We start from the raw sequence: 19,660 nt of genomic DNA, 5'->3' as shown, positions 1-19,660 counted from the left end.
TCTCGACAACCAATTGAAAGAGGAGTCACCCTGAGGAGGGTGACTTTTTCTTTGTTAATAATTGATGAAAATTATATCATCTAAAAAAGAAAGCAAACCACTAGTTTTCCTATTTTTAATAAACCAAATTTAAAAAATGAAAACAGCTTTTATTACAGGTGCAACTTCAGGAATAGGAAAAGCTACAGCAGAGCTTTTTGCAAAAAATAATATCAAATTAATTCTATGTGGACGAAGAACTGAAAGGTTAGAAAAACTTCAAACCAAATTAAGTAAGCTAACAGAGGTAACAACATTACAGTTTGATGTTTCTAGAAAAGAAGAAGTACAAACTGCAATTGAATCTTTACCAGAAAATTTTAAACATATAGACTTCTTAATAAATAACGCAGGTAACGCTCATGGATTAGCTACCATTCAAGAAGGTAGTATCGATGATTGGGATGCTATGTTAGACATTAACGTAAAAGGTTTGTTGTATGTTACCAAAGCTATTTTGCCAATTATGATCCATAACAACTCTGGTTTTATTGTAAATATTGGGTCTACAGCAGGTAAAGATGTGTATAAGAATGGAAATGTATATTGTGCTTCAAAATTTGCTGTAAACGCTTTAAATAAGTCTATGAGGTTAGATTTAAACGATTATAACATTAGAGTTTCTGCAATTCATCCTGGTTTGGTAGAAACAGAATTTTCTGATGTACGTTTTAAAGGAGATACAGATAGAGCTAGAACAGTTTACTCTGGATATAAAGCCTTACAAGCAGAAGATATTGCAGATATTATAAACTTTGTGGTTACAAGACCTTATCATGTAAATATTGAGGATTTAATTGTATACCCAACAGCGCAAGCAAGTGCAACAATGATTAACAAAAATTAGAATGAAACCAACATCAAAAATAATAATTGGATGCATGTCTTGGGGAAAATGGGGCAAACAATTTTCTACTAAAGAAGCTACAGAAATGGTTCAGTTTTGTGTAGCAAATGGTAATACCACTTTTGATCATGCAGATTTGTATGGAGATTACACTACAGAAGCTGAATTTGGAGCGGCTTTTAAAGCGAGCAAAATCGATAGAGAAAAAATAGAGTTAATTACAAAATGCGGAATTCAGAATCCTGGAGAAACAAGAGATAATAAAGTAAAATACTACAATTATAGCAAAGAATATATTATTTGGAGTGCAGAGCAATCTTTAAAAAATTTAAAAACAGATTACTTAGATACTTTTTTACTGCACAGACCAAGTGCCTTAATGCATCCTGAAGAAATTGCAGAAGCAATATCAACCTTGAAAAGAGATGGAAAAATCATCAATTTTGGAGTTTCTAACTTTACACCATCTCAAGTAAACTTAATTGTAGATCATGTTTCTGTTGATGTAAATCAAATTGAATTTTCTTTAACACAAAATTCAGCAATGAAAGATGGTACTTTAGACCAGATGTTGCAGAAAAAAATGCAACCCATGAGTTGGAGCCCTTTAGGAAGTGTTTTTAGAGAAGAAACACATCAAACAAAAAGTATTAAAGAGGTTTTAAAAAGATTGTCTACAAAATACAATTGTACAGATGATGCGTTGCTTTTGGCTTGGTTGTTTAAACATCCTGCAAAAGTTGCTCCAGTAATTGGAACCACGAATAAAGACCGAATTTTAAATGCAAATAAAGCATTAGAAATTAATTTAGAACTAGAAGATTGGTTTATAATGTTAGAAGCAAGTAATGGACAAGAAGTAGCCTAAAAATGATAAATAAACGCTTATTGATTAAAAACCTACTCTCACATAATGATGAGAATAGTTTTTATGATAAAAAGCAGAAATTATCTTTAGGCTCAAAAGAAGGCAAAGCCAAATTTCTAAAACATATTTGTGCTTTGTCTAACTCAAATCCAGAAAACAATTCTTACATCGTAATTGGTGTGGAAGATGAGGAGAATAAAATAGTTGGTGTCGATTTTTTTGATGATAGCAAAATCCAGAATTTGGTAAATGCGTATTTAAAAAATCCTCCAAAAATTGAATATGAAAACGTTCCTTTTCCTAGTTTACCACGTTATAAAGTGGTTGGTTTGGTTACAGTTTACCCAAACAACAAAATAACATCCCTTTTAAAAAATGCTTGGAAATATAAAAGAACTACCATTTTTTATAGAAGAGGAAGTAATTCTATGCCTTTTTTAGATGATAATTTCGAACTTAGAAATACCAATAAATCTATTGTAGCTTCTATTGAAAAAAATGCTAGAAATAATATAGAACTTACTCTAAATGGTGTTTTTGATTTTATAAATAATCACAAGAAAAAGTACAAGCCTCAATACAAAGTATTTAATGAGCAATTTGTGTTATGTTGGGCAGGTGAGCAAAAAACAATCAACTCAGAAACCTTTTATTCTAGAGTAGATATAGAACTTATTAATGAGCAAGTTCGTTTGTTTTTTTCTGCTTTAGATGATGTTCAAATTTCTTACAATCAAAAATCATTTATCATTACAGAATACATTTTATTGGGTTTAGACAAGCATGAAAAACATTATCCTTTAGAAAAAACAATCATTAACTTTAAAGATAATGGCAAACATCATATAGTAAAAGAATTCTTATTTCAATCCCCAAAATATGATGCCAATATCATCAATCATATTTATACAAATTGTAATAAAATAGTTGTTAAAATTATAAATGATACTCCACTTTCAGTTACAGAACATGAAGATGTGTTTAGATTACCCACAAATTATGTTTTGTGTTATTTAAATGGATTTTTAGATGCACCAGATTTGCTCAGAAAAGCCAAATATTACATTAAAAATTTAGAAGATAAAACTACTTATGTAAAATATAAGGAAGCAATGAGAGTGATAAGAAAAGTGAAATATAATTAATTAAAAAAGCTCAATTTATAAGGAATTGAGCTTTTTAATTTTTGGTATTTATTTTTTTAAAGATCAAATTTAATTCCTTGAGCTAAAGGTAACTCATCAGAATAATTAATGGTATTTGTTTGTCTTCTCATATATACTTTCCAAGCATCAGAGCCAGATTCACGTCCACCACCAGTTTCTTTTTCGCCTCCAAAAGCACCTCCAATTTCTGCTCCAGAAGTTCCAATATTTACGTTGGCAATTCCACAATCTGAACCAGCATAAGACAAGAATTTCTCAGCTTCTTTCATTTCATTTGTCATAATTGCAGATGATAAGCCTTGAGCAACTCCATTTTGTGTTGCAATCGCATTTTCTACACCTCCAGAATATTTCATTAAATATAAAATAGGTGCAAAAGTTTCATGTTGCACAATCTCATAAGCATTTTTAGCTTCTATAATTGCTGGTTTTACATAACACCCACTTTCATATCCTTCACCTTCTAAAATTCCACCCTCTACAATAACATTTCCACCTTCAGCTTTTGCTTTTTCTATAGCAGCTAAATAGGTATTTACTGAGTCTTTATCAATTAATGGTCCAACATGATTATTTTCATCTAATGGATTTCCTATTTTTATTTGTTTGTAAGCACCAACAATTGCATCTTTTACTTTATCGTATACAGATTCATGAATAATTAACCTTCTAGTTGATGTACATCTCTGGCCACAAGTACCAACAGCACCAAAAACAGCACCTGGTACAACTACTTTTAAATCTGCAGTTGGTGTAATAATTATTGCATTATTTCCACCCAATTCTAATAAAGATTTTCCAAAACGTTCAGCAACTGTTGCACCAACAATTCTACCCATTCTTGTAGATCCTGTAGCAGAAATTAACGGGATTCTAGAATCATAAGTCATCATTTCACCAACTTTATAGTCACCATTTATAATACAAGAAATACCTTCAGGTAAATTGTTTTCTTTTAGAATTTCTGCAATTATATTTTGACAAGCAACAGCACACAATGGTGCTTTTTCAGAAGCTTTCCAAATACAAACATCGCCACAAATCCAAGCCAAAGCAGTATTCCAAGCCCAAACAGCGACTGGAAAATTAAATGCAGATATAATACCAACAACACCTATTGGATGCCATTGTTCTCTCATTACATGACCTGGTCTTTCAGAAGGAATTGTTTGTCCATTTAATTGGCGAGATAAACCTACTGCAAAATCGCAGATATCAATCATTTCTTGGACTTCTCCATAACCTTCTTGTAAAGATTTTCCCATTTCATAAGAAACTAATTTACCTAAAGGTTCTTTTAAATCTCTTAATTTATTTCCAAACTGACGTACAATTTCTCCTCTTTGAGGAGCAGGTTTGTCTCTCCAAGTTAAAAAGGCCTCAGAAGCAGTTGTAATAACCTTTTCATAGTCTTCTTTAGTGGTTGTTTTTACTTTACCAATTAATTTGCCATCTACAGGTGAATAAGACTCAATAAGTTCTCCATTAGAAAAGTTATTAGAGCCAGTAGATGTACCTTCATTTATATCTTTTAAACCAAGTTGTTGCAATACTTCAGTTATTCCAAAATTTGTCATTTTGTAGTCTAATTTTAGTTGTTTAAATTCGAAGAACGAATTTACGAATAAAAACATACATATAAAAAATTAACAAAAACAATGTTATTTGTTTAAAATATAACAATTAGATGAAAAAATTTAAGCTTTTAATTACTTTTTTAATGCTAACTGTAGGTTGTACTACAACTACTGAAAATTCAGAAACTGATAATAAATCAACTATAATAGCCAATCAACAAGAAAAAATTAATGATTTTGCAATTATAATTCATGGAGGTGCAGGAACTATTTTAAAGAAAAATATGTCTGATGAAAAAGAGGCTGAGTATAAATCTAAATTAGAAGAGGCAATTAAAGTTGGTCATGCAATTTTAAAAAATGGAGGAACAAGCCAAGAAGCAGTAATGAAAACAATTCAAGTAATGGAGGAATCACCATTATTTAATGCTGGTAAAGGTGCTGTATTTACCAATTCTGGAACCAATGAATTAGATGCTTCTTTTATGGATGGTAAAACATTAAATGCAGGTGCTGTTGCAGGTGTTACAGATGTAAAAAGTCCTATTGAATTAGCTATTAAAGTTATGACAGATTCAGAACATGTAATGCTTTCTGGTGCAGGAGCAAGTATTTTTGCAAAAGAAAAAGGATTGGAGATTGTTGACCCTAGCTATTTTTATACAGAAAGAAGGTTTAAATCTTTAGAAAGAATTAAAGAAAGAGAAAAAACAGAATTAGATCATGATGATAAGACAGCAGCTTTTTATGATGCTGATATAAAAAATGCGAAGTTTGGTACAGTTGGTTGTGTAGCTTTAGATAAAGATGGTAATATAGCTGCAGGTACTTCTACAGGAGGCATGACCAATAAAAGATGGGGTAGAATTGGTGATGCTCCAATTATTGGGTCAGGTACTTATGCAAACAACTTAACCTGTGGAGTTTCCTCTACAGGTTGGGGTGAATATTTTATAAGAAGCCAAGTAGCTTACGATATTTCTGCTCAGATGGAATATCAACAAAAAACCTTAAAACAAGCCACACAAGATGTAATTCAAAATAAATTAACCAAACTTGGTGGTACAGGAGGTGTTGTTGCTCTAGACAAAAACGGTTACATGTCTTTTGAGTTTAATACAGCAGGTATGTATAGAGCATCAATGAACGATAAAGGTGATTTGGTAATTAAAATCTATAAAGAATAGCTTAACCATTCTTCTGGTAAAGGATCTAATGTGATATTTTTTCTTATAGAATTTAGTTTCTTTTTAATTCCGATTCTAGAAATTGAGGGTATAGATAATTTTACATTGTTTCTTTTCCCTATAACTTGTAAAACGTCTCTAATATCTCTTTTACCACATAAAACCAAACTATTCATCATAGCATTAGATTCATTTTCTAAATCGAAAAAATCTACATAAAATTTAGGTTGATTATCTAAGTAAATTATCCATTGAGTTGGCTTTTTTCTTGGAATTTCTAAGACTTCTTTTACACCACTCAAAGTTCTGTAGGTAGAGTATTCTAATTGCATATATCAGGGGATTTAAGTTATTTCTTTGCAATAGTATTACATTTTCTTTAAATAAACATCAATTTCTTATGTTTTTGCTAATTAACAGGCACAATAATTTCTTCAAAAATTAAGTCTCCATTCACATCTTTTCCTTTATAAAATTTAAAAATGTAATCTTCTTCTTGTAATATGTGAATTGGTAATTTAATCTCTTTTTCTATAGTTGCTTGATTACACGTATTTTCTAAATCTTTTATAACATTTATTCCTACAATTCTAGAATTTCTTTCGTATTCATAATAAACATTATTAAAAGAAAAACATGCGTTTGGTAGTGTGTATTTTAATGTTATAGTATCTGAAGTTTTGTAAGTAAAACTAACAGGAGTTTTTGCCTCGTCAATAGGTAATGTGCTAAATTCATAAAGAGGAGCATTTTCACTACAACTTAATACAAAAAACAAACTCACTAAAATTAAAGAGAACTTTTTCATAGGTTTTACTTTTTAAGTTTCTTATTAAAATAACATCAAATTTTTCTATATGTGCTATTTTTGTTTTCAGAAAATGAAAAACGAATTATTTAACATACAGTCTGAAGACCAATTTACAAAAATTGCTTTAAATGTTTTTAATCATCAATTTAAAAATAATAAAGTTTATCGTTCTTTCTGTGATCTTATATATGTGCATCCTTCAGATGTAAATAAAATAGAAGAAATTCCTTTTTTACCTATTCAGTTTTTTAAAACACGAAAGGTTTTATCATCAACCCAAGAAATTGAAGAAGAATTTACAAGTTCTGGAACTACAGGAAGCATAACAAGTAAACATTTGGTAACAGATATAACACTCTATGAGGAAAGTTACTTAAGGGGTTTTCATCATTTTTATGGTGATATTAAGGATTATGTTGTATTGGCATTATTGCCCAATTATTTAGAAAGAAAAGGTTCTTCTTTGGTATATATGGTAAATGATCTAATTCAGAAAACACAAAATTCAGAAAGTGGTTTTTACTTAAATAATTTAGATGAATTAGCTCAGAAACTAATTAAATTAGATAAAAGTGGCCAAAAAATTTTATTAATAGGTGTTTCTTTTGCACTGTTAGATTTAGTAGAAAAACATCAATTTAATCTAAAAAACACCATAGTTATGGAAACTGGTGGTATGAAAGGTAGGCGAAAAGAATTGATTAGAAATGAGTTGCATACAATTCTATCAAAAGGATTTGCAGTAAATGAAATACATTCAGAATATGGAATGACAGAACTTTTAAGTCAAGGTTATTCTAAAGGAAATGGAGTTTTTGAGACTCCTCCTTGGATGAAAATTTTAACTAGAGATACAGAAGACGCGTTAACAATTTTAGATAAAGGCAAAACAGGAGGTATTAATGTTATTGATTTAGCCAATTACAATTCTTGTTCTTTTATAGCTACACAAGATTTAGGAAAAATTCACAAAAACAATACTTTTGAAATTATTGGAAGATTTGACAATTCTGACATAAGAGGTTGTAATTTAATGGTATTATAATAAAAAGAAATGAAGTTTAAGCTACTACAAGATTTTAAAGATTTTGCTGTAAAGGGTAATATGATTGATATTGCAATAGGTGTAATTATTGGTACAGCATTTAACAAGGTTGTAAATGTTTTGGTGAAAGAAGTGCTAATGCCACCTTTAACTTACATGACAGATGGTGTAAATTGGGAAAACAGAAAATACGTAATTAGAGAAGCAATTATTACAGAAGGCAAGCCAAAGATTGAAGAGGTTGCAATAGGTTATGGAAAACTAATTGAAGCAGGTGTAGATTTTTTGGTTATTTCTTTTACAGTATTTTTAGTAGTAAGAGTAATGAATTCTATGAAAAAGAAAGCTGAAGACCCAAAAAATAAAACAGTTAGTACTCCAAAAAATATAGAATTAATGAATAAAACCAATGAGCTTTTAGAAAAGCAAAACGAATATTTACAGAAAGCTTTAGAGCGTAAATAATACTTAGGTTTTATCATTTTATATTTAAACTAATCTTTTTTTAATTCTTGTTGTAATTCACATTACATTTTATCGACTAATCTTAAGATGAATTCGATGAAACAGTGGATTGTAATTTTATTTCTATCATTTTCATCTGTAATATTCTCTCAAAGTATAGATTACAATACTAAAAGAGGCTATGTAGCAGAAGGTTTTGATGTGGTTGCATATTTCACAGAAAGCAAGCCTATTGAAGGTAAAAAAGATTTTACAGTCACTTACAGTGATGTAAGATTTAAATTTTCTAAGCTAGAGAATCTAAAACTTTTTAAATCGAATCCAGAAAAATACATTCCACAATATGGTGGTTATTGTGCGTATGCATTAGCAGTAAAAGGAAAAAAAGTAAGTATAAACCCAAAAACTTTCGAGGTTAGAGATGGTAAACTATACTTATTTTATAATAAGGGTAAAACCAATACATTACAATTTTGGTTGAATGAAGGTGCAAAAGAACTACAATTAAAGGCAGATTTAAACTGGCAAAAATTCATCAACAACTAATGTTGATTCTACATATATCTTGTGCAATAAAGAGCTGATTTTATCAGCTCTTTTTTTATGCAACAATTAATAAGTAATACGTTTTTTTACCTCTTTGTAGAAGTACATATTTCTTATCAATTAAATCATCTTTTGTAATTACAAAATCTTCTTTAACTTTTTCTTTGTTAACAGAAACTGCATTTTCTTTTAAAGCTCTTCTTGCTTCTCCATTAGATTTTAAAAAGTTGGTTTCTGCAGCTAAAGCAGCAATCATATCTAAACCATTTTCAACTAAAGATGCAGCTACTGTTGCTTGTGTTACACCATCAAAAATATCTAATAATGTTTTTTCATCTAGAGATTTTAAGTCTGATGCTGTAGATTTTCCAAACAAAATATTAGAAGCCTTAATTGCTTTATCATATTCCTCTTTACCATGTACAAGCACTGTAACTTCTTCTCCTAAACGTTTTTGTAAAATTCTTGTATGAGGTGCTTCTGCATGTTCTGCAACTAAAGAATCTATGGTTTCTTTATCTAAGAACGTAAAGATTTTAATGTACTTTTCAGCATCTTCGTCAGAAGTGTTTAGCCAATATTGATAAAATTTATAAGGAGATGTTCTGTTGGCATCTAACCAAACATTTCCACCTTCAGATTTACCAAATTTAGAACCATCAGATTTTGTAATTAATGGGCAAGTTATGGCATAACCTTTTCCATTTCCTATTCTACGAATTAACTCAGTTCCTGTAGTTATATTTCCCCATTGATCTGAACCTCCCATTTGAATAGTAGTGCTATTTTCTCTAAATAAATGTAAGAAATCATAACCTTGCACCATTTGATAAGTAAATTCTGTAAAAGACATACCGTCTTTAGATTCAGAGCTAATTCTGTTTTTTACAGAGTCTTTAGCCATCATATAATTTACAGTAATGTGTTTACCAATATCTCTAATAAACTCTAAGAAAGAGATGTCTTTCATCCAATCATAGTTATTTACTAAAATAGCTGCATTTTTTTCATCTGATGTAAAGTCTAAGAAATGCCCCAATTGCGTTTTTACACATTCTTGGTTATGTCTTAGTGTAGTTTCATCTAATAAATTACGTTCTGCAGATTTTCCTGAAGGATCTCCAATCATACCTGTTGCACCACCTACTAAGGCAATTGGTCTATGACCACATCTTTGGTAGTGAGCTAATAACATAATAGGTACTAAATTTCCAATATGTAAAGAATCTGCTGTAGGATCAAATCCTACATAGGCACTCCTCATTTCTTCTAACAAATGTTCTTCAGTTCCTGGCATGCTATCATGTAACATTCCTCTCCATTGTAATTCTTCAATAAAATTCTTCATTGTAATCAATTTATCAGTTGGCAAATATAACTTTATCAACCAAAATATGCTAAATTCGTAGTATGATTTTAGTTACTGGAGGCACAGGTTTGGTAGGTTCGCATTTGTTGTATCATTTAAGTGTAAAGAATGATAAAATAAGGGCGATTTACAGAACAGAGGCATCACTCAAAAAAGTAAAAAAAGTCTTTTCTTATTACACTTCAGATGTTAAGTTATTCTCTAAAATAAAATGGTTTAAGGCAGATATTACAGATGTGCCTTCTATGAAACCTGCTTTTGCAGATATTGAGTACGTTTTTCATTGTGCAGCTTTAATCTCTTTTAATCCTAAAGATTATAGAGAAATGCGTAAAGTAAATATTCATGGTACAGCCATTTTAGTTAATTTGGCTATAGATGCAAAGGTTAAGAAGTTTTGCTTTGTAAGTTCTATTGCTGCTGTTGGTGATGCTCTGCAAGGTAATTTGGTAGATGAAGAATGTGAGTGGAATAAAGAGAAAGATAATAGTGGTTATTCCATTACCAAATTTGGTGCAGAAATGGAAGTTTGGAGAGCCAGCCAAGAAGGAGTGGATGTAATTGTCGTAAATCCTGGTGTAATTTTAGGAAGTGGTTTTTGGAAAGCTGGTTCAGGAAAATTATTTACCCAAGTTTACAACGGATTTAAATATTATACAGAGGGTATTACTGGTTTTGTGGCTGTGCAAGATGTTGTAAAACCTATGATTCAATTGATGCAATCTTCAGTTAAAAACGAACGATTTATACTGGTTTCTGAAAACAAATCTTTTAAAGATGTCTTTTTTAGTATTGCTGATGCCTTTGGTAAAAAAAGACCTTACAAAAAAGTAAAAACTTGGCAAACAGAAATTGCTTGGCGAATTTCTTGGTTTGTTTCTAAAATTAATGGAGTTGCACCTTTATTAACTAAATATTCAGCTAAAAGCGCACATAATATTACAAAATATTCTTCTCAAAAAGTGATGAATGCAATAGATTATCAATTTGAAGCTATTGACACTTCAATTCAAAGAATTAGTGGCAATTATACTGAAGATTAATTCTTTATTTTTCTAGGAATAGAGTCTTTTAGCTTTAATGCTTTACTAACGCTATCTATATTTTTTTTTAAATCTTTATTTCTTTTAATAGAATCTAATCGTAAAGAATCTTTGGTGCTTTTAATATTATCAAAGTAAGCTTTTTGTTCTTTAAGACTGTTTTTAGCATCCTCAAAAATTAATTTATACTCATCAACTTTAGACATGTAATATAAATTTGAGGTTTGAAAACGAACACTATCTATTTGAAAACGCTCATAAACTAAAGGCATATAGTTAATATTCCTTTCCATGTTTTTATTCTTAATATAGGTTGCAGAAGAAGCAATCATCATTTCTTGCACCAAAAGACTCATGGTGTCTTTTGGAATAAGGTCTGTAGGCTTCTCAAAAATTGTATTACTAGTACAAGAACCTAAAATTAGAAAGGCTAATAGGTAGCTCAGTTTTTTCATATTATCTATTAAAAGTAATGCGTTTTCCTTTTATGTTCTCATTAATTACACCTTCATTATACATTAAATTGCCATTTACAAAAGTATGAGTTATGGTTGATGAAAAAGTAGTACCTTCAAAAGGAGACCAACCACATTTGTACAATACATTTTCTTTAGTAACAGTTTGTGATCTGTTGGTGTCTATCAAAACTAAATCTGCATAATAACCTTCTTTTATGAAACCTCTTTTTTCTATTTGAAATAATTTAGCAGGATTATGACTCATTTTTTCAACGGCTTTTTCAATAGGTATTACACCTTCTTTTACCTTTTCTAAAATGGCAGTAACAGCATGTTGCACTAATGGACCTCCACTTGGTGCTTTTGTATACACATTGTCTTTTTCTTCTAATGTATGAGGTGCATGATCTGTTGCTAAAACATCAATTCTGTCATCTAATAAGGCCTTCCATAAACCTTGTCTATCTTTTTCAGTTTTTACAGCAGGATTCCATTTAATATGTGTTCCTTTTTCTGCATAATCTTTATCTGAAAACCATAAATGATGAATACAAACTTCTGCTGTAATTTGCTTTTCTTCTAAAGGAATATCATTTCTAAAAAGGTGTGTTTCTTTTTCTGTAGATAAATGAAATATGTGTAAACGTGCACCTGTTTTTTTCGCTAACTCTATGGCTTTAGAAGAAGATAAATAACAAGCTTCTTCGCTTCTAATAATTGGATGATATTTTATAGGAATATCTTCTCCATATTTCTCTTTATAATCTGCAGTGTTTTTTCTAATGGTAGCTTCATCTTCACAATGCACAGAAATTATCATTTTTGTTGATGAAAATATCTTTTCTAAAACAGCTTCATCATCTACTAACATATTTCCTGTAGAAGAACCTAAGAATAATTTAATTCCAGCAACTTTTTTAGGGTCTGTTTTTAGCAACTCCTCTAAGTTGTCATTAGTACCTCCAAACATAAAAGAGTAGTTGGCATAAGAGTCTTTAGCTGCAATTTTAAATTTATCTTCTAATAATTCTTGAGTAGTAGCTTGTGGTACTGTATTTGGCATTTCTATAAAAGTGGTAATTCCACCAGCAACTGCAGCTCTACTTTCTGTAGCAATATTTGCTTTATGTGTTAAGCCAGGTTCTCTAAAGTGTACTTGATCGTCTATAAAACCAGGTATTAAGGTTTTACCATTTGCTTGTATAATTTCAGCATTTTTAGGAGCTGAAATGTCTTTAGCAATTTGTTTTATAATTTCATTCTCAATTAAAACATCTCCTAAAAAAGTAGTGTTTTCATTAACAATGTTTGCGTTTTTAATTAAATAAATGCTCATTATATTTTTATTTTGGTAATCCTTTTAACTTCATTTTTATTACTCCAAATAGTGCTTCAGAAATTATATTACTTCTCATTTTTGAAGCTCCTAAAGTTCTGTCTGTAAAAATAACAGATACTTCTTTAATGCTAAAATTATGTTTCCATGCTTTAAATTTCATGTCTATTTGAAAAGCATAACCTACAAATTTTATTTTATCTAATTGAATTGTTTCTAATACCTTTCTGCTCCAACAAACAAATCCAGCTGTAGTATCAAAAACAGGAATTCTAGTAATTATTCTCACATACTTGGAGGCAAAATACGAGAGTAAAACTCTTTTCATTGGCCAGTTTACAACGTTTACACCTTTAGAATATCTAGAACCTACAGAAACATCTGCACCTTCTATTTTGCATGTATTGTATAATCGAATTAAATCTTTAGGATTGTGAGAAAAGTCGGCATCCATTTCTATAATATAATCATAGCTTCTTTGAAGTGCCCATTTAAAACCATGAATATAGGCTTTACCTAATCCGTTTTTTTCAAACCTACTTTCTATAAATAATCGATCTGGAAATTCTTTAATTAATTGATGAACTATAGTTGCAGTTCCATCAGGAGAATTATCATCTACTATTAAAATATGAAAGGCTTTTTCTTGGCTAAAAGTAGCTCTAATAATGGCTTCAATATTTTCTTTTTCGTTATAAGTAGGTATAATTACTAAAGCATCTGACATAAATAAATTTTCATGTAGTAAGAAAACAAATATACACTATTTAATTACTAATTTTGCGCTAATCATCTTAAATGAAAGTTAATTGCAAGCAGTAGATAAATTTATATATTCAAACAACTGGATAACAATTATTTTTATAATGCTGTTGGTTTGTATTGTGTTTTTAAAACTTTTAAATGCTAAAAAATTGAATGAGAGTATTTTTGCTTTATTCGATTTTAGTTTTATAGAAGATGAATCTTCTGAGCCTAATAATCTGTTTAGTCCTTTTCAAAGTATTTTGTTTTTGTTTTCTGTTAGCACAGTTTCTTTGTTGGTTTATTATTTTAAAATATACAAGCAAACAGAAACAACACAAAGTTTTACAACGTTCTTTACGTTGTTCTTAGTGGTTTTTTGCTTTTTCTTTCTTAAAAAAGTTTTAGAATATGCTTTAACTAGGTTGTTTTTAATAAAAAACCAAATTAGTGTTTTTGTAATCACAAAGGCTAATTATCTCTATTCAGTTTCATTTATTTTATATATTCTTCTTATTCTTTATGAATATGCTAATGTTAAGAGTGTATACCTTTTTTATTTTTCTGTTTTTCTATTCTTACTAAGGTTTGTGTTTTTTGTAATCAGAAATAAAAAGCTGATATTTAACAAGTTGTTTTATTTTATTTTGTACATTTGCGCCTTCGAAATAGCACCGCTATTTGTACTGTTTAATTTGATGTTTTAAAAACAAAATTGAAATCGAATGAAAGTGAAAACTATATTGGTTTCTCAGCCAGCCCCAAAGACAGAAACATCACCTTATTTTGATTTGTCTGATAAGCAAAAGGTGAAAATAGATTTCAGGTCTTTTATACATGTAGAAGGAATCTCTGTAAAGGAAGTTAGAGCTCAAAAAATAGACTTAAGTAAATTTACTGCCATAATTTTAACGAGTAGAAACGCTGTAGATCATTTTTTTAGAATTGCTGAAGAAATGCGTTTTAAGGTGCCAGATTCTATGAAGTATTTTTGTCAATCAGAAGCAGTTGCTTACTATTTACAGAAATATGTAGTTTACAGAAAACGTAAAATTTATGTTGGTAACAGAACATTTCCTGAATTAACAAAGCTGATTAAAAAGCATAAAACAGAGAAATTTTTATTACCATCTTCAGATAAATTAAAGCAATTAATTCCAGATGAATTAGATAAGTTAGGAGTTACTTGGACAAGAGTTGATTTATACAGAACTGTTGTGAGTGATTTGTCTGATTTAGAAGATGTGTTTTATGATATTTTAGTGTTTTTTAGTCCATCAGGTATAGAATCTTTACTAAAGAACTTTCCAGACTTTAAACAGAATAACACAAGAATAGCAGCTTTTGGTAATTCTACAGTAAATGCAGTAACAGATGCAGGTTTTAAGTGCGATATTGTTGCTCCATCTAAAGAAACACCATCTATGACAATGGCTTTAGAAAAATACATTAAAGACGCAAATAAAAGATAATTATTATCTTCTATAATACATACAAACCAAGCAGAAATGCTTGGTTTTTTTATGCAAATAATGTTGCAAAAGCTTCTTCTATTTTACCAACTAAGATCAGTTTAATAGAGTGATTTTTTGAAGATATCTTATTGTATTTAGAGGTAACAAAACTTTTATAACCTAACTTTTCTGCTTCTAAAATTCGTTGATCTATTTTTGATACAGGCCTTATTTCACCAGCCAAACCTACTTCTGCAGCAAAACAAACATTTGGGTTGATGGCTACATCTTGATTAGAAGATAAAATAGCTGCAACAACAGCCAAATCAATGGCTGGGTCATCAACATTAATACCTCCAGTAATATTTAAAAACACATCTTTTGCACCCAATTTAAAACCTGCTCTTTTTTCAAGAACAGCTAAAATCATGTTTAATCTTTTTAAATTATAACCGGTTGTAGATCTTTGAGGTGTGCCATAAACTGCTGTAGAAACTAATGCTTGAATCTCTATCATTAAAGGTCTAATGCCTTCTAAAGTTGATGCAATTGCTGTACCACTTAAATCTGCGTCTTTTTTAGAGATTAAAATTTCTGACGGATTTGAAATTTCGCGCAAACCATCTGAAAGCATTTCATAAATACCCAATTCTGAGGTAGAACCAAATCTGTTTTTCTGGCTCCTTAAAATTCTATATGTATGATTTCTATCGCCTTCAAATTGTAAAACAACATCAACCATGTGCTCTAAGATTTTAGGCCCTGCAATGTTTCCTTCTTTGTTGATATGACCTATTAACAAAACAGGAGTTGCAGTTTCTTTGGCAAATTTTATTAACTCTGCAGAGGTTTCTCTAATTTGAGAGATACTTCCAGGTGAAGCTTCAATAGAGTTTGTGTGTAAGGTTTGTATAGAATCTATTACCAAAACTTCTGGCTCAGTTTCTTCTATATTTTTAAATATTTGTTGTGTATTGGTTTCAGTTAAAATCAAACAATTAGAGTTATTGGCTTCTAGTCTTTCTGCTCTCATTTTTATTTGAGACTGACTTTCTTCACCAGAAACATATAATACTTTTTGGCTGATGTTTAAGGCTACTTGCAATAACAATGTCGATTTTCCAATACCAGGTTCACCACCTAAAAGCGTTACAGAGCCTTTTACTAAACCACCACCTAAAACAGTATCTAATTCATTATTATTAGTTACAACTCTTTCTTCTGGATTTAGTTGAATGTCTGCAATTTTTAAAGGTTTATTAATAGTCTGCTTGGCAGTTTTAGCTTGTTTCCAAACACGCTTTTCTTCTTTTTGAACTACCTCTTCTACAATGGTGTTCCATTCTTTACAGGCACCACATTGTCCAACCCATTTTGCATGTTGAGTTCCACAATTCTGACAGAAAAAAGTTGTTTTGGTTTTGGCCATGTGTAATTGCAAATTTTAGAAAAGTAAAGTTACAAAGTAAAAATGATTTTAAACTTTAAATTACACTTTGGATTTACGTTAAGCTTGCAAATACTTGCGTTAGTGATTGAATGGTGTGTTTGAGCTCTTTTTGTTTTTCACAAAAAAGCGAGTAATGAAAGCACGACCTTTAGGTAACGCCCTAAAATTATTTTTTATTTACGATTGGTAAAAGTAAAAATGCTAAGCCACCAAAAACAATAATCATAGCTGTTTGGGCTGTCCACATAATCCAACCAAAGGCAGTAGCAGGATCAGTAGGTACATCAAAAAGTGCTAAGGCACCTGCAACAGCAATTGGGTATAAACCAATTCCACCATTTGTAGCTGCAATAGAAAATCCGCCAGCAATAAAGCCAATTAGAATTCCGCCAAAAGGTACTTCTAAACCATCAATTGCAGGTATTGTTGCCCAAAACATGGCTACATACATTGTCCAAATAAAAACAGTATGGAAGATAAATGCCCATTTATTTTTCATTTTAAAGATGCTAGTTGCACCTTCTATTAAACCAGAAATAAATGTTTTAATTTTTAATAAAAAACCAGATTTAGCTTTTTTTACGAATGATGAAAAGATGTAAAAAGCAATTGCTAAAATTACTAAGCCAATGATGATTTTTGTTGGATTAAAGTTTTCTGTTAATAGGTTGTAGATAAAATCGAACTGAACAAATAGGGTTAATGCAACAATTAAGAGCATCATGATTAGATCTGCAATTCGTTCTGCAACTATGGTTCCAAATCCTTTTTCAAAAGGTACATCTTCATAGTTTGTTAAGGCTAAAGCTCTAGAAACTTCACCTGCTCTTGGTAAGGCTAAATTAACTAAATAGCCTACTAAAACTGCTAAAACACTATTGGTAAACCTAGGTTTAAAACCTAGTGGTTCTAACATAAACTTCCATCTATAGGCTCTTGATAAATGACTTAAAATCCCAAAAAATAAACCGAGAAAAATCCAGCTATAATTGGCTTCTTTAAAGTAGGAAACTAAAACATCAAAAGAGATTTTAGAGATAGAATACCAAACTAAAATACCTCCCAAAATGAGAGGTAGTATTAGTTTTAAGATTTTTTTTATGTTCAAAATGTTTATGTAAGTGTGTTGTCTTTTTCGTTTGGAAAAACTAATGAAGGCTTAAAGTTCTTAGCCTTTTCTAACTCCATAAAAGCATAAACAATTAGGATTAAAACATCTCCAACTGCAACTAATCTAGATGCAGCTCCATTAAGTGTAATTTCTCCACTTCCTCTAGGACCAGGAATTGCGTAGGTTTCTAAACGATTACCATTATTGTTGTTTACAATCTGTACACGTTCTCCTTCAATAATTCCTGCAGCATCCATTAAATCTTCATCTATGGTAATGCTTCCTATATAATTTAAATCTGCACCTGTAACTTTTACACGATGGATTTTAGATTTTACTACTTGTACTAACATGCTGCAAAAATAAGAATTTTTTAGTTAGGATTGTTTTAATTTAATGTTGTCTATTAAACGTATATCGCCTGCAAATACTGCAATAAAAGCTCTATATTTCTTGTCAGATTCTTTATGAATTAGGGTTTCTAATGTTTTTTCATCAGCAATTGTAAAATATTCTAAATCTAATAAAGGATGTTTTTTAAATTTATTTTCTACCCAAGAAACTACTTTTTCTGCAGATTTGGTTTTAAATTTTTTACGAGCTTTTTTTAATGTTTTGTATATAAAAGGAGCAGCTTTTCTAAGTTCTAAGTTTAACCTTACATTTCTAGAACTCATAGCCAAACCATCTTCTTCTCTATAAATTGGACATCCTTTGATTTTAAGATTCAAATGATGCTTTTTAACCAATTTTTTAATGATTTGTAATTGCTGAAAATCTTTTTGACCAAAGTAAGCAACATTAGGCTTTACAATTTCGAACAAGGTTTTTACAATGGTACCAACTCCGTTAAAATGGCCATCTCTAAATTTACCTTCCATCTGATGTTCTAAACCATCAAAATCAAAATGATTAGAAGAAATATTATCCTTATAAATCTCTTTTACAGAAGGATAAAACAATACATCACAAGCAATACTTTCTAACATTTGCTTATCTTTATCATAGGTTTTAGGATAATTTACTAAGTCTTCTTCTTTATCAAATTGGGTAGGATTTACAAAAATACTTACTACAACAATATCATTTTTTTTCTGTGCTGCTTCAATCAAAGATAAATGACCTGCATGTAAAGCACCCATTGTTGGCACAAAACCGATGCTTTTTTTCTCTGATTTGATAGCAGAAAGATATGCTTTTAAAGGGCGTTTTTCAGTAAAAACCTTCATAGGTATTGGTTGTGAATTGTCTGCAAACTTACCATTTTAACACGATATTAGCATAAAAATTTGTATTTTTGCCCTTCTTATAAAAAGAGTTTGATTAATGAAGGACAAAAGAGTATTATTTGTTTCGTCTGAAGTTGTTCCATATTTACCAGAGACAGAACTTTCTTCTACAGCGTTTTTAGCTGCGAAAAATGCACATTCAAAAGGAGTACAAACCCGTATTTTTATGCCAAGATATGGTGTTATCAATGAAAGAAGACACCAATTACATGAGGTTATTCGTTTATCTGGAATGAACTTAGTTGTTAATGATATAGATATGCCATTAATAATTAAAGTTGCCTCTATTCCTAAAGAAAGAATGCAAGTTTACTTTATTGATAATGAAGAATACTTTAAGAGAAAAGCTGTGTATACAGATGAAGATGATCAATTGTTTTCAGATAATGATGAGAGAGCTATTTTCTTTGCAAAAGGAGTTGTAGAAACTGTAAAAAAATTAAACTGGGCACCAGATATTATTCATGTGCATGGTTGGATGGCTTCTTTACTGCCACTTTATTTAAGAGAATTTTATAAGGAAGAGCCATTGTTTACCGAAAGTAAAATTGTTACTTCGCTTTATAATAATGGGTTTGAAGGTGATTTAAGTGCAGACATGTCTAGCAAAATAGCTTTCGATTTAAATGAGAGTGATAAAATATCGACTATACAAACACCAAACCATACTAATATTTTAAAAAGTGCTATTGAAAATTCTGATGCATTAATTCACGGAAGTGAAGATATTTCTGAAGAATTAACAACTTTTATCGAGGAAAAAGAAAAGCCATCTTTAGGGTATCAAGTAGAGAATTTGAAAGAAGCTTATTTAAACTTTTATGCTGATTTATTATCAGATAATCAATAATTTTT

Annotated in this window: 22 protein-coding genes; 11 read left to right on the top strand and 11 right to left on the bottom strand. The window is 30.1% G+C overall.

Features of this window, described 5'->3' with window-relative positions; genetic code table 11:
- Positions 1-136: 136 nt before the first annotated feature.
- From LPB302_RS08840 to LPB302_RS08830, 3 genes are read left to right on the top strand one after another with little or no spacing between them, the layout of a single operon-like run.
- Positions 137-886 carry an SDR family NAD(P)-dependent oxidoreductase gene (locus tag LPB302_RS08840; protein WP_053973889.1) on the top strand — a complete coding sequence of 250 codons (750 nt, stop codon included), beginning with the start codon at positions 137-139 and terminating at the stop codon, positions 884-886.
- 1 nt (position 887) lies between these two features.
- The gene (locus LPB302_RS08835; RefSeq protein ID WP_053973890.1) at positions 888-1,754 is read left to right on the top strand and encodes an aldo/keto reductase; all 867 of its coding nucleotides are present in this window, start codon (positions 888-890) and stop codon (positions 1,752-1,754) included.
- Between the two features lie 2 nt (positions 1,755-1,756).
- Positions 1,757-2,899: an ATP-binding protein gene (locus LPB302_RS08830; protein ID WP_053973891.1), complete on the top strand. Its 1,143-nt coding sequence runs from the start codon at positions 1,757-1,759 to the stop codon at positions 2,897-2,899.
- Positions 2,900-2,955: 56 nt separating this feature from the next.
- Here the strand turns inward: LPB302_RS08830 and amaB are convergent, their stop codons facing one another.
- Positions 2,956-4,497 (bottom strand): L-piperidine-6-carboxylate dehydrogenase, encoded by a 1,542-nt coding sequence (amaB, locus tag LPB302_RS08825; RefSeq protein ID WP_053975310.1) that lies wholly within the window; start codon positions 4,495-4,497, stop codon positions 2,956-2,958.
- Positions 4,498-4,607: 110 nt separating this feature from the next.
- Between amaB and LPB302_RS08820 the strand changes: the two genes are divergently transcribed.
- The gene (locus LPB302_RS08820; protein WP_143032681.1) at positions 4,608-5,684 is read left to right on the top strand and encodes an isoaspartyl peptidase/L-asparaginase family protein; all 1,077 of its coding nucleotides are present in this window, start codon (positions 4,608-4,610) and stop codon (positions 5,682-5,684) included.
- Here LPB302_RS08820 and LPB302_RS08815 read toward each other — a convergent pair.
- Entirely contained in the window at positions 5,672-6,016 is a 345-nt protein-coding gene (locus LPB302_RS08815) for a hypothetical protein (protein ID WP_053973892.1), read from the bottom strand. The genes LPB302_RS08820 and LPB302_RS08815 overlap by 13 nt on opposite strands.
- Before the next feature lie 77 nt (positions 6,017-6,093).
- Positions 6,094-6,492 carry a hypothetical protein gene (locus tag LPB302_RS08810; protein ID WP_053973893.1) on the bottom strand — a complete coding sequence of 133 codons (399 nt, stop codon included), beginning with the start codon at positions 6,490-6,492 and terminating at the stop codon, positions 6,094-6,096.
- Positions 6,493-6,565: 73 nt separating this feature from the next.
- Here LPB302_RS08810 and LPB302_RS08805 point away from each other — a divergent pair, with 73 nt between their 5' ends.
- From LPB302_RS08805 to LPB302_RS08795, 3 genes are all read left to right on the top strand, one after another.
- Positions 6,566-7,540, top strand: coding sequence for a LuxE/PaaK family acyltransferase (locus tag LPB302_RS08805; RefSeq protein WP_053973894.1), 975 nt, complete (start codon positions 6,566-6,568; stop codon positions 7,538-7,540).
- 9 nt (positions 7,541-7,549) lie between these two features.
- On the top strand, positions 7,550-8,005 hold the full coding sequence (gene mscL / locus LPB302_RS08800) for a large conductance mechanosensitive channel protein MscL (RefSeq protein ID WP_053973895.1): 456 nt from the start codon (positions 7,550-7,552) through the stop codon (positions 8,003-8,005).
- A 96-nt stretch (positions 8,006-8,101) separates the two neighbouring features.
- On the top strand, positions 8,102-8,551 hold the full coding sequence (locus LPB302_RS08795) for a YHS domain-containing (seleno)protein (RefSeq protein ID WP_053973896.1): 450 nt from the start codon (positions 8,102-8,104) through the stop codon (positions 8,549-8,551).
- A 55-nt stretch (positions 8,552-8,606) separates the two neighbouring features.
- On the opposite strand, the gene tyrS is transcribed toward LPB302_RS08795, so the two are convergent.
- The gene (gene tyrS, locus LPB302_RS08790; RefSeq protein ID WP_053973897.1) at positions 8,607-9,899 is read right to left on the bottom strand and encodes a tyrosine--tRNA ligase; all 1,293 of its coding nucleotides are present in this window, start codon (positions 9,897-9,899) and stop codon (positions 8,607-8,609) included.
- A 62-nt stretch (positions 9,900-9,961) separates the two neighbouring features.
- Between tyrS and LPB302_RS08785 the strand changes: the two genes are divergently transcribed.
- The gene (locus tag LPB302_RS08785) at positions 9,962-10,963 is read left to right on the top strand and encodes an NAD-dependent epimerase/dehydratase family protein (protein ID WP_053973898.1); all 1,002 of its coding nucleotides are present in this window, start codon (positions 9,962-9,964) and stop codon (positions 10,961-10,963) included.
- Here LPB302_RS08785 and LPB302_RS08780 read toward each other — a convergent pair.
- The 3 genes from LPB302_RS08780 to LPB302_RS08770 are packed head-to-tail and all read right to left on the bottom strand — an operon-like array spanning position 10,960 to position 13,484.
- A complete protein-coding gene (locus LPB302_RS08780; RefSeq protein ID WP_053973899.1) occupies positions 10,960-11,418 on the bottom strand; it encodes a DUF4296 domain-containing protein in 459 nt (152 codons plus the stop codon). The two genes, LPB302_RS08785 and LPB302_RS08780, sit on opposite strands and share 4 nt — an antisense overlap.
- A gap of 1 nt (position 11,419) precedes the next feature.
- Positions 11,420-12,757, bottom strand: coding sequence for a dihydroorotase (locus LPB302_RS08775; protein ID WP_053973900.1), 1,338 nt, complete (start codon positions 12,755-12,757; stop codon positions 11,420-11,422).
- Between the two features lie 7 nt (positions 12,758-12,764).
- Positions 12,765-13,484: a polyprenol monophosphomannose synthase gene (locus LPB302_RS08770; RefSeq protein ID WP_053973901.1), complete on the bottom strand. Its 720-nt coding sequence runs from the start codon at positions 13,482-13,484 to the stop codon at positions 12,765-12,767.
- A gap of 82 nt (positions 13,485-13,566) precedes the next feature.
- On the opposite strand from LPB302_RS08770, the gene LPB302_RS08765 reads away from it, so the two are divergent.
- On the top strand, positions 13,567-14,208 hold the full coding sequence (locus LPB302_RS08765) for a DUF4271 domain-containing protein (RefSeq protein WP_053973902.1): 642 nt from the start codon (positions 13,567-13,569) through the stop codon (positions 14,206-14,208).
- Positions 14,209-14,226: 18 nt separating this feature from the next.
- On the top strand, positions 14,227-14,973 hold the full coding sequence (locus LPB302_RS08760; RefSeq protein ID WP_053973903.1) for a uroporphyrinogen-III synthase: 747 nt from the start codon (positions 14,227-14,229) through the stop codon (positions 14,971-14,973).
- A 49-nt stretch (positions 14,974-15,022) separates the two neighbouring features.
- Here LPB302_RS08760 and radA read toward each other — a convergent pair whose 3' ends face one another.
- From radA to panC, 4 genes are all read right to left on the bottom strand, one after another.
- Complete coding sequence (gene radA, locus LPB302_RS08755; protein WP_053973904.1) at positions 15,023-16,384, bottom strand: DNA repair protein RadA; 1,362 nt, start codon at positions 16,382-16,384, stop codon at positions 15,023-15,025.
- Between the two features lie 187 nt (positions 16,385-16,571).
- Positions 16,572-17,513: a lysylphosphatidylglycerol synthase transmembrane domain-containing protein gene (locus LPB302_RS08750; RefSeq protein ID WP_053973905.1), complete on the bottom strand. Its 942-nt coding sequence runs from the start codon at positions 17,511-17,513 to the stop codon at positions 16,572-16,574.
- A gap of 5 nt (positions 17,514-17,518) precedes the next feature.
- Positions 17,519-17,869: an aspartate 1-decarboxylase gene (gene panD, locus LPB302_RS08745; RefSeq protein ID WP_053973906.1), complete on the bottom strand. Its 351-nt coding sequence runs from the start codon at positions 17,867-17,869 to the stop codon at positions 17,519-17,521.
- Positions 17,870-17,893: 24 nt separating this feature from the next.
- A complete protein-coding gene (gene panC / locus LPB302_RS08740) occupies positions 17,894-18,745 on the bottom strand; it encodes a pantoate--beta-alanine ligase (RefSeq protein WP_053973907.1) in 852 nt (283 codons plus the stop codon).
- A 97-nt stretch (positions 18,746-18,842) separates the two neighbouring features.
- Between panC and LPB302_RS08735 the strand changes: the two genes are divergently transcribed.
- A complete protein-coding gene (locus LPB302_RS08735; protein ID WP_053973908.1) occupies positions 18,843-19,655 on the top strand; it encodes a glycogen/starch synthase in 813 nt (270 codons plus the stop codon).
- Positions 19,656-19,660: the final 5 nt, after the last annotated feature.

Origin of the sequence: Polaribacter dokdonensis (assembly GCF_024362345.1) — a bacterium.
Lineage (GTDB): Bacteria > Bacteroidota > Bacteroidia > Flavobacteriales > Flavobacteriaceae > Polaribacter > Polaribacter dokdonensis.
Note: the sequence above shows the minus strand (reverse complement) of the source record. Positions and strands in the feature narration are given on the sequence as shown.

Bases quoted from the DNA above. Each gene is read 5' to 3' on its own strand.
- LPB302_RS08760 (WP_053973903.1), top strand. From the start codon at position 14,227: ATGAAAGTGAAAACTATATTGGTTTCTCAGCCAGCCCCAAAGACAGAA.
- LPB302_RS08780 (WP_053973899.1), bottom strand. From the start codon at position 11,418: ATGAAAAAACTGAGCTACCTATTAGCCTTTCTAATTTTAGGTTCTTGT.
- LPB302_RS08735 (WP_053973908.1), top strand. From the start codon at position 18,843: ATGAAGGACAAAAGAGTATTATTTGTTTCGTCTGAAGTTGTTCCATAT.
- mscL (WP_053973895.1), top strand. From the start codon at position 7,550: ATGAAGTTTAAGCTACTACAAGATTTTAAAGATTTTGCTGTAAAGGGT.
- LPB302_RS08775 (WP_053973900.1), bottom strand. From the start codon at position 12,757: ATGAGCATTTATTTAATTAAAAACGCAAACATTGTTAATGAAAACACT.
- LPB302_RS08795 (WP_053973896.1), top strand. From the start codon at position 8,102: ATGAAACAGTGGATTGTAATTTTATTTCTATCATTTTCATCTGTAATA.
- amaB (WP_053975310.1), bottom strand. From the start codon at position 4,497: ATGACAAATTTTGGAATAACTGAAGTATTGCAACAACTTGGTTTAAAA.
- LPB302_RS08805 (WP_053973894.1), top strand. From the start codon at position 6,566: ATGAAAAACGAATTATTTAACATACAGTCTGAAGACCAATTTACAAAA.
- LPB302_RS08835 (WP_053973890.1), top strand. From the start codon at position 888: ATGAAACCAACATCAAAAATAATAATTGGATGCATGTCTTGGGGAAAA.
- LPB302_RS08815 (WP_053973892.1), bottom strand. From the start codon at position 6,016: ATGCAATTAGAATACTCTACCTACAGAACTTTGAGTGGTGTAAAAGAA.
- LPB302_RS08785 (WP_053973898.1), top strand. From the start codon at position 9,962: ATGATTTTAGTTACTGGAGGCACAGGTTTGGTAGGTTCGCATTTGTTG.
- panD (WP_053973906.1), bottom strand. From the start codon at position 17,869: ATGTTAGTACAAGTAGTAAAATCTAAAATCCATCGTGTAAAAGTTACA.
- LPB302_RS08840 (WP_053973889.1), top strand. From the start codon at position 137: ATGAAAACAGCTTTTATTACAGGTGCAACTTCAGGAATAGGAAAAGCT.
- tyrS (WP_053973897.1), bottom strand. From the start codon at position 9,899: ATGAAGAATTTTATTGAAGAATTACAATGGAGAGGAATGTTACATGAT.
- LPB302_RS08820 (WP_143032681.1), top strand. From the start codon at position 4,608: ATGAAAAAATTTAAGCTTTTAATTACTTTTTTAATGCTAACTGTAGGT.
- LPB302_RS08810 (WP_053973893.1), bottom strand. From the start codon at position 6,492: ATGAAAAAGTTCTCTTTAATTTTAGTGAGTTTGTTTTTTGTATTAAGT.
- radA (WP_053973904.1), bottom strand. From the start codon at position 16,384: ATGGCCAAAACCAAAACAACTTTTTTCTGTCAGAATTGTGGAACTCAA.
- LPB302_RS08770 (WP_053973901.1), bottom strand. From the start codon at position 13,484: ATGTCAGATGCTTTAGTAATTATACCTACTTATAACGAAAAAGAAAAT.
- LPB302_RS08830 (WP_053973891.1), top strand. From the start codon at position 1,757: ATGATAAATAAACGCTTATTGATTAAAAACCTACTCTCACATAATGAT.
- panC (WP_053973907.1), bottom strand. From the start codon at position 18,745: ATGAAGGTTTTTACTGAAAAACGCCCTTTAAAAGCATATCTTTCTGCT.